This window comes from Lachnoclostridium phytofermentans, assembly GCF_000733755.1.
GTDB classification, from domain to species: domain Bacteria; phylum Bacillota; class Clostridia; order Lachnospirales; family Lachnospiraceae; genus Lachnoclostridium; species Lachnoclostridium phytofermentans_A.
On the sequence record NZ_JPOF01000002.1, the window covers coordinates 450158 to 462565 of the forward strand.

The window sequence follows — 12408 nt, forward strand, 5'->3', positions numbered from 1 at the left end:
TTACTATTATAAAAGGAAACTATGAAGTATGCATGGTTCACATGCCTGTAGATGCTATCATATAGCATTTTACTCCTGTTTTCAACACATATGATAAATGAAATAAAAAAAGACTGACAAATGTCAATCTTTTTTATCCAAGATGTATGCATCTGGTATGTATTTTATTTAGGAATACATAAAAGTAAAATGTAACATTTACTATAACACCTTGACATACTGCTGACCAGTAATCTTTTTCACGTACCGTTTGCACTCAAGTTCAAACAAAGTTTCAAGTACTTGCCCTTGATTCATATTTGATTTTAGCAATAACTCTTCAACATGAATTGCCTGATGTGATAACAAAGAGTAAAGCTGTTGTTCTATCTCGCTTAAATCTTCTCTCGATGACTCTATCACTTTTGTTTTCCTCCCAAGCAATGAGGAATATTGATTTCTAAGTTCTATCAAAATATCCTCTGGATCTAGGATTAGTTTTGCTCCACTTTGAATTAAGTTGTTACATCCTTTCGACAACTCATCGGTAAGTTTTCCAGGTACCGCAAAAATATCTTTCCCTTGCTCCAGTCCACTATCTACCGTAATTAAAGTACCACTTTTTTCTCTAGCTTCTACGACTAAAATTCCATCAGAAAGTGCAGCTATAATACGATTTCTTAATGGAAAATGATACGGTAATGCTTTAGAACCCAACGGATATTCCGAAAGAATTCCTCCCTTAGAATTGAGTTCCTGATAAAGCTCATAATTTTCCCTAGGATAGCATAAATCAAGCCCATTACCAACCACACCATAAGTTTTGCCACCACTGCTTAGTGCTCCCTTATGAGCCATTCCATCCACACCTCTTGCTAGTCCGCTAATAATTTGAATCCCAAGTTTACTTAACTCTTTGGAAAAATAATAAGCAACATCGCTACCATAGGCACTACAGTTTCTGGCTCCAATGACAGCAATCGAGGGAAGATCATCTTTGGGTAGTTCTCCGCGATAATACAAAAACCATGGCGCATCAAAGAGCTTTTTCAACTTTTCTGGGTATTCCTTATCCTCTATACTGATAAAGTAAATCCCCTGATCTATCATTTTATCATATTCTTTTTCCAATTCTTCTAAGGATTTTTTATTACTGAGATATTCTACTACCTCTTCTTTTAAATTAAGATTTAATACTACCTCTTTTTTTGCTTTATAGACTCCTTCTATGGAATGAAAAGTCGTAAGCAACAAAGCAATCGTCTTATGTCCAATCCCTTCCTCTTTTGATATCCAATACCACTGTATTCGATTCTTTTTTACACTTTCCACCTATGCATCCCCCCAATACTTTCTATCCACTCCCCGATAACCGATTGCTTCTATTAAATGATGCTTTTCAATGCATTCCTTCCCCTCTAAATCAGCAATGGTACGAGCAACTTTTAAGATACGATGATAAGCTCTTGCGCTAAGATTCATTGCAGTAAATGCTTGTTCTAATATCTTTTGCTCTTTCTCTCCAAGAGAACAGTATTTCTTCACTTCCGATGGTGATAACTGAGAATTAAAATACTTTCCGCTTTTTTGATAACGGTTTAATTGATGTTTTCTAGCTTCTTTTATTCTCTCTCTAATAACAGAGGAAGATTCCTGACTCTTTCCATAAGTTAATTCCTTATACGCAATTGGAATTGTTTCAACGCAAATATCTATCCGATCTAGGAGAGGTCTTGAAATCTTTCCTATATATTGTTTGATTTGCTGTAAGGAGCAATTACACTTACTGCGGTCTGGATAATAGCCACATTTGCAAGGATTAAGAGCTGCAACTAGCATAAAATTTGCTGGATAAGTGTACGTAGCATAAAGCCTTGATATCGTAACCACCTTTTCCTCTAATGGTTGTCTTAGTACTTCTAACGTTCGATTATCAAACTCGGTTAATTCATCTAAAAATAACACACCATGGGCTGCTAAACTGATTTCCCCAGGCCTTGGGCACCGTCCCCCACCAACCAGTGCTGATTGAGTAATTGTGTGGTGAGGGGATCGAAATGGTCTCTCCAGTATCAAAACACGATTATTATCAAGCCTGCCGGATACACTATAAATCTTAGAAATTTCAAGACTTTCCTCAAAACTTAACTCCGGCATAATAGAGGGGATTCTTTTCGCAAGCATGGTTTTTCCTGACCCTGGTGTACCAATCATCATAATATTATGTTGACCGGCAACAGAAACCTCAATTGCTCTTTTTGCTGACACCTGTCCGACAATATCAGAAAAATCCAAAGTATTTCGTTCCTCTTGCTGTAAAAATAAACCGGAAACATCTACAAACTCAGGCTGCAACACAATCATGTCTGATAAGTACTCCACTGTCTGACTAAGACTTTCTACTCCTATAATATCTACGTCGCTGACTACTGCTCCTTCTTTTGCATTATCTTTCGGGATGATACAGCGTTTCAGTCCTTGCTTTTGTGCAGCACAAATAAGCGGAAGGATACCATTTACGCGCTGAATCTTTCCATCTAAACTAAGCTCTCCTATAAATAATGTTTGTTTCAAATAATCCGTGGGAATATAACCGGATGCGGTTAGAATTGCAATGGCTATTGCCAGATCGAAGGCTGTTCCTTCTTTTTTAACATCTGCAGGTGATAAATTGATGGTAATATGCTTTGGTGGCAACGTATAACCCGAATTTCGAATAGCGGTTTTTACTCGCTCTTTCGCTTCCTTTACTTCAGAACCTAGAAATCCAACCAGATCAAAACTAGGTAGACCGTCACTTACATCTGCTTCTACATTCACAACAAAAGCTTCAATCCCATCAATTGCTGCACTAAATGATTTACTAAACATAAAGATTCCTTTCCTCTCTCCAAGGAAAGCGATTACCTTTAAGATATTATATCAGACAAACTACATAGTTACAATGAATTTCTTAATGTATATAACCCATAGCTTCATCATATTCACAAATTAGGAAATCTTCTACATACTTTAATCATAGTTTTATAACAATACGTAGTTAGTTCTCCTCTATCTTTTCTTTTCCTATCTCATACGAAAAAACCTCCAAACGGTTCTACCCTTTTGGAGGTTTTTATCTTTATTACCTTCTAAACATGTTCATGATCGAGTATTTTCTTTAACTCGTTCATAAAGGTATTGACATCCTTAAATTCACGATATACTGAAGCAAAACGTACATAAGCGACTGCATCTAAGTTCTTTAACTTATCCATGACGATTTCGCCTATTTTATAACTTGGTACTTCTTTTTCTTCCAAATTAAAAATGATGTTTTCCACTTCATCAACAACTGCATTAATCTGATCTACGGAAATTGGGCGTTTATGGCAGGAACGAAATACACCTGCTTCAATTTTGGAACGATCGTAAGGTTCACGATTATTATCTTTCTTAATTACTACCAAAGGTATCGTCTCTACTTTTTCGTAAGTAGTAAAACGTTTAGAACATTCATCACACTGTCTTCTGCGTCGTATGGAACTGCAGTCATCTGCTGGCCTTGAGTCAATTACTCTTGTATTTTCTTTTCCACAAAATGGACACTTCATACGGTACCTCCCACTATAATATTAACCCGCACACGCTATCCGTTATCACTACTTTCATTATATTGAATAAATTCCCATAGGTCAAGCACATAGTTACTCATGTTTTTATATTTTTTTCATATGATAATAAAAAGGGAGGTTCTGTCTTATGCGATTATTCGAAATGCGTAATAAAGAAGTCATTAATTGTAGAGATTGTCAGCGGCTAGGATTCGTTTGTGATATCATTTTTGATGCTATCACTGGATGTATTGAAGCTCTTATCGTCCCAGGCCCTCCTAAGATATGGGGACTTTTAGGAAGAGATCATGAGTATATCATACCTTGGTCTTGCATTTGTCAAGTAGGCCCTGACGTCATTCTAGTTGATATTGATACCTCTGAATGTTTTAAGAAGTGCGGGGCATAGAAGACGAAACAAAAATCCCCTCTTTACATTCGAACTTATGTTTCCTATAATATAAGTTATAAAAAGATACACCTTTTGCACCTTCATGGATTATAGGAACACGGTTTTTGTTCCTATAGTATAAATTATAAGAAGATGCGAAGCAGATTCTTATAGTCAGATTGATTGCATAAGACAGCACCTTTTATTTAAGCGTACAAACGAATATCTGTAACAATAATTTTTACAATTAGTATCATTGCAACGATATTTAATTTGTATATATTAATAAGGAAATGAGAGATATGATTAAAAAAGAACGACTGGTATTTCATGTGGATGTAAATAGTGCCTTCTTAAGCTGGGAATCTGTACATCGTTTAGCAACTGATTCCGAGACAATTGATTTACGTACCATTCCTTCAGCGGTAGGCGGTGACAAGCAAAGTAGACATGGTATCGTTTTAGCGAAATCCACGAAAGCAAAAACATACGGAATTGTAACAGGGGAACCTCTAACACACGCAATTCAAAAATGTCCTTCTTTGGTGGTAGTCCCACCAAACTTTGAGGTCTATACAAGCTATTCCGAACGATTAATGAAACTCTTATCCGAGTATACACCAACCCTTAACCAATTTAGTATTGATGAGGCTTTTCTTGATATGACGGATACTTATCATCTTTTTGGTGCTCCTATGGATATCGCTAATCAAATTAGAGAACGAGTTTCTAAAGAATTGGGTTTTACTGTAAACATTGGAATTTCAACTAATAAACTTCTTGCTAAGATGGCTTCCGACTTTAAAAAACCAAATCTTTGTCACTCCTTATTTCCATCTGAAATTCCAGAGAAGATGTGGCCCCTACCTGTTGAGGAATTGTTTTTTGTAGGAAAGTCTGCGAAATCCAAATTCAACATCTTAGGGATTCACACTATTTATGATTTAGCACATACGGATGTAAGTATCCTAAAAACGCATCTAGGAAGTAAATATAGTACCCTAATTCATGATTATGCAAATGGTATTGATGAAGAACCAATTGAGGTTACTGATACAAGAGCAAAAGGTTGTGGAAACAGTATAACCTTAGGACAGGATGTTATTGACAGGTCTATGGCAAAGCAAGTTTTACTTGCACTTAGCGAAACGGTAGGAGCAAGGTTACGATCAGCTAATGTTTCATGCAGCTGTATCACGGTTGAAATAAAGTATGCTAATTTCCAAACATGCACACATCAAGCAGTACTTCCATGTCAAACGAATACGACAGCAACTATCTATGAGGCAGCCTGTCGTTTATTTGACGAGTTCTGGGACAACTCTCCCATCCGCTTACTCGGAATTCGAACAACCAAGTTAGACGATACTGAATTTTCACAGATTAGTCTTTTTGATAACAAACAATCAGAGAAGTTTAAGAAGCTAGATTCTGCTATTGATTCTATTCGTAATAAGTATGGAATTGATTCTGTTAAAAGAGCAAGTTTTTTAAAAGAAGATACCATCTGTAAACATAAATTAGGAAAAAATTAAGAAAGGACTTAGGGGTATTTCTTCTCTCAAACGTATTATTTTTACGAGAGAAATTCCCCTTTCACTAGCATGGAAAAAGATGAAATTATTATAAGGAAAGCAATCCTACATATTCTTGATTCTGCTGTAGGTATGCCTGTACTTTCAGAAGAACTCTTAGAATTAAGTCCAGATATGAATGATTTCTTACGTGATCATATCTTTAAGATTGTTTCTGGTGATGATAGTAAACTGTGTACTTTTCACACAGAAGAATCCCACATAGCACAATGTTTGGCTAAATTTGAGGAAGACAAATTAGTACAGGCGAGTCAATCAATTGCTTCTCATTTATATACGATTATGAACCAAAATATCGATATACCAGCTGCGGATTTGTTTGTAGTCACATATCAGTACGCAAGTGAAATGCATCTCGCATTACTAAAAATGAATTATAAAGAATATTATGTTCACTATACAGAAAACTCTGACCTTGGAAATCGTAATGATATTATCAAACAGACTGCTGCACTACCAGGTACAGGTACTAAGCTATCCGAAGCATGTGTAATTCATCTTAGTGATATGTCAATGCAGGTTGTAGAAAGAAAATACGACATCAATGGTGAAAAAGTTTTTTACTTTTCTGAACTTTTTTTATGTTGTAGTACTAGGATGTCTCAAAAAGCAAAACTTAATATCGTTACCAAAGCGGTAGAACAAATCAACAAAAAGTACTACGAAGAAGACTTTAATAAGCAAATGGAAGCTAAGAGCATCATTCATAATGATATCATAGAGCAAGGTTTAATTACTCCAGAAACCATTGGAGAAAAATTGTATGGTGATATTCCTGAAATCAGAGAAGAATTTACAGAAAAACTAGAAAAGTATAATATGGCTACCGAAGAAGTAAAGCCAAAAAGTGTACAAACTGTAAAAAAATTTGAAAAACAGTATTTAACCACAGATTCTGGAATAGAAATAAATATTCCGATGGAGGAGTATAATAATAAGCAAAATGTTGAGTTTATTACCAATCCTGACGGTACCATTTCTGTCTTAATAAAAAATATCAACCGTATTGTTTCGAAATAAAACTACCTAGCGCACTAACTGACTTGAATTAAGCTTTAAGAAGAATAAGTGTTTTCAATTTGCCTATACCTTAAGTGAAGATGAAAAACAGATGAATTTTCATTTGTATACTAAGTGATATTATTATTGGATTATTAATGTTATTAAATTATTTATGCTATGGATTATTTATGCTATTGGATTACTCATAGAAAAATATTTGTATAATTGAATAGTTCTCAATACTAAGTATGAAAAGAATGGTGACTATATTTAAAATTATAGTCACCATTCTTTTCTGTTGATTCCTTGGTATATATTCAATGTGAATATTTAATTGATTTGAACATTTCGTATTAATTATATTTATTTAGCCACAGTACAAATTACGCCTCTTCATAACATTTCTTAATATAAGCCGATGATACAAGTACATTCTCTGGTACAGAATCCTCTATTAGCATATGAATCATCGGTTTCTTTTCTTTCGCAAGTTTCATAAGTAGTGGCAGATTTAATAGACCTTCTCCAACTGCGATTTGTCTAGATACAATATTTCCATCTTTCACAACAAAATCTTTGATATGGAGTACATCAATTTCTTCACCAATCAAGTCAAAAGCTTCCTTGATCATATCATCTTGATTCCTATAATTATCAATTGACATAACATTAACAGCATCGAAGATGACACGTAGATTTGGTGAATTAATTGCATCTAACACCTTTCTCGTTCTTTTTATATCACTCATAATGTGCTTATATACAGGCTCTATTCCAACGATTACACCCATCTTTTCTGCATATTCTACTACAGGTCGTAAATTATGAATAAAGATCTCTAACGCTTCATCTGAGTGGTTTGCAGGCTCATAGGCATACTCTTTATTTACTGCACCAGTTTCAGTTCCTACCATACCACAACCAAGTAAGGAAGCAAAACGGATATGTGCTTCGTAATTCTTTTGAATTTCACGAAGCGCTACCTCATCTGGATGTCCAAGATTTAAGTAGCATCCTAATACAGCTACTTGTACATGATTTTTTTCAAAAACTTCTTTCATATATAAGGCCATACCAGAAGTCATTGCTTCTCTATTTACGTTAAAAGTATCGATTGCCTTTTTTAGCGCTAGCTGTGTACAGCAAAATCCTTTGTTCGCTATATTTTCTACTAAGTTGTCAAATGGAGCCTTTTCCATATCATGGCCTCGTACACCAAGTCTTAACATATTAACCTCTATTCTGGCAGTTTAACGCCTATTTATTATGATAGTATTGTTAATCCCATAATCTAACCGTTTCACCGGCTTTTATCTCTATTGCCGTGGCATCATTTACAGATACCCATACAGATTTCGCTGATGGATTATAAACTAGATTACCTGTAGCAGTGAAGTGGAGCCTTTCTGCTGCTTCTAAATAATCTACTATCTCAATGTTTGTCGCATACCAGATATCATCGCGATGCGAGACTAGCTTACAGAATTCCTCCATAACCTCCCAGTTATTGTTATTGGTAAATTCATAGCTATGCCCCCATACATACATCATATATAGGTATTGCTTCTTCGTTAGGCTAACAAATTCTTCCCCTAGCGTCAGGAGATTATGGTTATGGTGACAGGTCGCCTTCCATTCATAAAAATCGGAAGGCATACTAAAATTATCACTATTTCCAACAATTCTTGAATACCTAATTCCAAGTCCAGGCAACAAATCTTTAATGCGTTTATCATAAGAGCCATTCGGATAAGATAACCCTCTCACTGGATATTCAACCAAACTTTCGAGCCCTTTACGATCTTCATAAATTTGCTCAATAATCATAGAAGATGGACATCTCGATATCGTTGGATGAGTAAATGTATGGGCAGAAACTTCATGTCCTTTATATAATTCTTTAATCTCTTCTCTATTTATACGCTCTGGCTGATCCATCAGTCCGTAATTAAGATGAAAAGTACCCTTAATTCCATATTTATTGAAGATAGCTACTAATCTCCTATCCTCTTGTTTTCCATCATCATAGCTCATAGTTATTACTTTATGTTTTCCGCCAGGAAAACAGGTATATACTTTATTCATTATCAGCCCTCCTATGTAGTATGTATGTAATTTATCATATCATCATCTAAATTATTTTACAATATCAAAAAGTGAAAAAGCCGTTACCAAAGAACCCTGAGAAGGAACTCTAACCTAGATGATTAGGTTCCTTGTCGCCTGATTCTTTCAGCAACAGCTTTCATTTTTCCTATTAAATATATAATTCACTACTCTTTAATCGCACCAATATTAACACCCTTTACAAAGTACTTCTGACAGAAAGGATATACAATCATGAAAGGTAAAATCGCTACGATAACAGCAGCACTAAACATTGTGTTCTGAGATATGTTCTCAGTTGTGTTTGGAGTATCACCATCCATGATTAAGTTACGTAATTTCTGCTGGAAGTTATATAAACTACTCTTTTGAATGTAAATTTTAAAGTGTGTATAATCATTCCAAAAAGTAACGGAGAACATCAAACCGATGGATGCTAACGCTGCTTTGGAAAGCGGAAGTACAATCTTAAAGAATGTACCAATTGGTGAACATCCGTCAATGGATGCAGCTTCAAACAATCCTCTTGGAATACCCTCAAAGAAGTTACGCATTAATACAAGGTTATAAACATTAATACCTAAAGGTAAGATAACCGCCCCTAAAGTATCAATTAAACCTAACTTAGACATAACTAAGAAAGAAGGTACCATACCACCATTAAAAATCATGGTAAATAATAAAAGGAAAGCGAATACGTTTCTACCTGGCATTTCATACTGGATTAATACATAAGCACCTAAAGTAGAAAGTGTTAATCCGAGGAAAGTACCTGCAATTGTTGTTATACAAGAGATTAAGAATGGTTTATATAAGGATTCATAAGTAAAGATAACTTTATAACCTGCTAAACCAAACTCTTTTGGCCATAATCGCATACCATAACTCGTTTGCATATCAAGTGAGTCTACTAACACTTTCCATAGTGGTACAAGAATAAATAAAGATACTAAAACAAAGAGTAAACCATTAAAAATAGGAAAGAGTTTGATTTTTTTACGTGCTTTTTTCTTAGAATTCATCGTCTACCCCTCCTATACGATACCGCGTCCGCGGACTTTTTTACTTGCGTAATTACAAATTAATACAAGAACACAACCTACAATTGAACTCATCAAACCTACCGCTGTTGTATAACCGTAGTTTGGAATACCTCCACCGAATGTCTGACGATATACATAGGTCTGTATAACGTCGGATACCGCATAGACTGCTGAGTTATACATAACGAAAACTGATTCAAAGAGATTCATAATCTTTGCTAAGTTAAGAATTAATACCGTAATAATTGTGTTTGCTAAACTTGGTAATGTAATGAAACGCATCTGATTCCAACGATTTGCACCATCGATCTGAGCTGCTTCGTATAGCTCTGGGCTAATACCTGATAATGTAGCAAGATAGATGATAGTACCCCAACCGGTATCTTTCCATATGTTAACAATATAATAAACTGGCCGCCACCATTTTTCTTCCGCCAGGAAGTATATCATTTGGTCTTTGTTTATAACACCAAGATTAACTAAAAATGAGTTTACAAGACCTTCGTTGGTAGGAGATAGAATTAAGCGGAATACAGAAGCCGTAACTACCCATGACATAAAGTGTGGTAAGTAGATAAGCGTCTGAACAGCCTTCTTTGCTTTCAAATTCTTAATTTCATTTAATAACAGAGAGATAATAACTGCCATAAATGTATTTAATAACAACTTAACTATACTTAACTCAAAGGTATTGACAAATGCACGAATGAAATCTTGCTTTTTTAATAATTTTTCAAAATGTTTTAATCCAACAAACACAGGTTCCTGTGCCATCTTATAATCATAGAATGCATACCTAATAAAAAACATTGGTAAGTAATTAAATAACGTAATGAATACTAATACAGGTGCAAACATTACATAAAACCATCTATGGTTGTAAATTCTTAAGCCTAACGGTTTTTTGCTACCTGGTACTTTTTGACCTCGTTTAATGCTCATCGAAGCACTTCCTTTCACAAATTAGAATTTCCTCTCACGAGCATCTCTCGTGATAAGGAGGGGCTGAACCTTATCTATCTTTTGTTCAAACCCCTCTTTATAAACTAATACAATTAGTTATTTAAAGAATCTAAAATCTCCTGTACCATATCAGCAGACTGACTAGTGTATTCATTCATACCGTCCTCAACGCTCATATCGCCAGTTACAACCTTAGTTATAATCTGAGTACGAAGATCCCAAAGATCTGCATTGTACTCATTAATAGTATCATTACTTACTACCATTTTAGCTGGAACTGCCCATTCATTGAATTTCTCAGAAGAGTCCTTAGCAACTGGATTTACAGAAGAAATACCAGGGTCAGCATTGTCAACGTATGTTGCAAAGCTTAACATAGGATCAAGGTGATGCTTTGTTAATAAAGTATCTGGCTTCTCTAAAGAAGGTAAGAAGTGGAATTGACCTTCTGTAAATGTAAGCTCTTTATCCTCTGTTAACTTAATTGTCTCAGCCTTGTCATCCCAATGAACGCCCTTAACACCATATGTCCAAAGTGTCTGAACTGCGCCACCATCTAACATTGGCTCAAGGAAGTATTTGAAGATACCTTCTGGATTTTCTGCCTTAGCTGTAATACACCAAGCTGGTGCCTGTCTCTCAACATAAGAGCCCATTTCAGCGATTGGAGGAAGAACAACTAACTCGCCATCCTTACCATTGCTTTCAAGGTTGTTCTTTAAGTTAAATGCCCATGTTCCAGCCCAGTATGTGAATACACCGAACTTATCATCAAAGAACTTTGTACGACAGTCTTTTGTACCATTTGTAATAGTCTCTTTATCAATATAACCTGCAGAGTAAGCATCCTTTAATCTCTGAAGAGCTGCTTTCATAGCATCTGTAGAGAAACCATCGATCCACTTACCACTCTCATCCTGAGTGAAATCTGGATATGCATCCTGATAGAATTCTGGTAAATAGTTGATATAAGGAGCTTCAGTTCCGACAAGACCTGCTGCAGAAACTCCGTATGTGTTAGATGGATCACCACTATCGTTCATATCAGATTCTGTAAATACCTTTAACATGTTAAGGTACTCATCATAATTTGTAGGAACAGATAAACCTGCTTTATCTAACCAAGCTTTTTTAACATAAGTAACACATCCGTTACCTCTTGCTGGAGTAAAGCCGTAAAGCTTTCCATCAACTTTGATAGCTTCCATTGCATCTACGTTAGTGATTCTTCCAGATGCTTTTAATTCAGAATTATCCCAGTACTCTGTAATATCAGCTAAAAGACCTGCACTTGCATAGTTAGTATAGTAAGAACCACCTAAAATAACAACATCTGGCCAGTTGCTACCTGCAAATGTAAGACCAACAGCATCATAGTAACCAGAGTGGTCAGGCTGTGTAAACTGAACATCAAGTCCAAGTTCAGCTTCAAGAGCTGTTTCAAACTGAGCACGTCCGTTAGGCTCTGTAAATACAGTACCATCAATCATTACTGTAATAACAGAAGGTTTCTCAACTTCAGAAACTGGAGCTTCTGGAGTAGCTGTTGCATCGCCACCATTGTTATCTGTAGCGCCCTGTGTTGGTGCTGGTGTTGGATCTGCCTTAGGCTCATCTTTGCTTCCACAAGCTGTTAAGCTGAATACAAGAGCAAGACTTAAGCCAAGTGATAAGAATTTCTGTGTAGATTTTCTCATCGAAATACCCTCCTTTTATTGGATCAATTATAATATTGT

General features: G+C 35.5%; 11 protein-coding genes. 3 read left to right on the plus strand and 8 right to left on the minus strand.

Going from position 1 to position 12408, the window contains the following annotated elements; translation table 11 throughout:
• Positions 1-201 precede the first annotated feature (201 nt).
• The 3 genes from dprA to nrdR all read right to left on the minus strand — a co-directional run bounded on the left by dprA (position 202) and on the right by nrdR (position 3572).
• Entirely contained in the window at positions 202-1311 is a 1110-nt protein-coding gene (gene dprA, locus CC92_RS0104645) for a DNA-processing protein DprA (RefSeq protein WP_029504182.1), read from the minus strand.
• The gene (locus CC92_RS0104650; protein ID WP_029504181.1) at positions 1312-2850 is read right to left on the minus strand and encodes a YifB family Mg chelatase-like AAA ATPase; all 1539 of its coding nucleotides are present in this window, start codon (positions 2848-2850) and stop codon (positions 1312-1314) included.
• A gap of 260 nt (positions 2851-3110) precedes the next feature.
• Positions 3111-3572 carry a transcriptional regulator NrdR gene (nrdR, locus tag CC92_RS0104655; RefSeq protein WP_029504180.1) on the minus strand — a complete coding sequence of 154 codons (462 nt, stop codon included), beginning with the start codon at positions 3570-3572 and terminating at the stop codon, positions 3111-3113.
• Between the two features lie 148 nt (positions 3573-3720).
• Here nrdR and CC92_RS0104660 point away from each other — a divergent pair, with 148 nt between their 5' ends.
• The 3 genes from CC92_RS0104660 (at position 3721) to CC92_RS0104670 (ending at position 6578) form a co-directional block, all read left to right on the plus strand.
• A complete protein-coding gene (locus tag CC92_RS0104660; protein WP_029504179.1) occupies positions 3721-3981 on the plus strand; it encodes a PRC-barrel domain-containing protein in 261 nt (86 codons plus the stop codon).
• Between the two features lie 284 nt (positions 3982-4265).
• On the plus strand, positions 4266-5498 hold the full coding sequence (locus tag CC92_RS0104665; RefSeq protein ID WP_029504178.1) for a DNA polymerase Y family protein: 1233 nt from the start codon (positions 4266-4268) through the stop codon (positions 5496-5498).
• 69 nt (positions 5499-5567) lie between these two features.
• Entirely contained in the window at positions 5568-6578 is a 1011-nt protein-coding gene (locus CC92_RS0104670; protein ID WP_029504176.1) for a nucleoid-associated protein, read from the plus strand.
• Positions 6579-6943: 365 nt separating this feature from the next.
• Here the strand turns inward: CC92_RS0104670 and CC92_RS0104675 are convergent, their stop codons facing one another.
• From CC92_RS0104675 to CC92_RS0104695, 5 genes are all read right to left on the minus strand, one after another.
• Positions 6944-7789 (minus strand): sugar phosphate isomerase/epimerase family protein, encoded by an 846-nt coding sequence (locus CC92_RS0104675; protein ID WP_029504175.1) that lies wholly within the window; start codon positions 7787-7789, stop codon positions 6944-6946.
• Positions 7790-7838: 49 nt separating this feature from the next.
• Entirely contained in the window at positions 7839-8645 is an 807-nt protein-coding gene (locus CC92_RS0104680; RefSeq protein ID WP_029504174.1) for a polysaccharide deacetylase family protein, read from the minus strand.
• Between the two features lie 188 nt (positions 8646-8833).
• Complete coding sequence (locus tag CC92_RS0104685) at positions 8834-9688, minus strand: carbohydrate ABC transporter permease (protein ID WP_029504172.1); 855 nt, start codon at positions 9686-9688, stop codon at positions 8834-8836.
• Between the two features lie 12 nt (positions 9689-9700).
• A complete protein-coding gene (locus CC92_RS0104690) occupies positions 9701-10651 on the minus strand; it encodes an ABC transporter permease (protein WP_029504171.1) in 951 nt (316 codons plus the stop codon).
• Positions 10652-10764: 113 nt separating this feature from the next.
• Complete coding sequence (locus CC92_RS0104695; RefSeq protein WP_029504170.1) at positions 10765-12369, minus strand: extracellular solute-binding protein; 1605 nt, start codon at positions 12367-12369, stop codon at positions 10765-10767.
• Positions 12370-12408 lie beyond the last annotated feature (39 nt).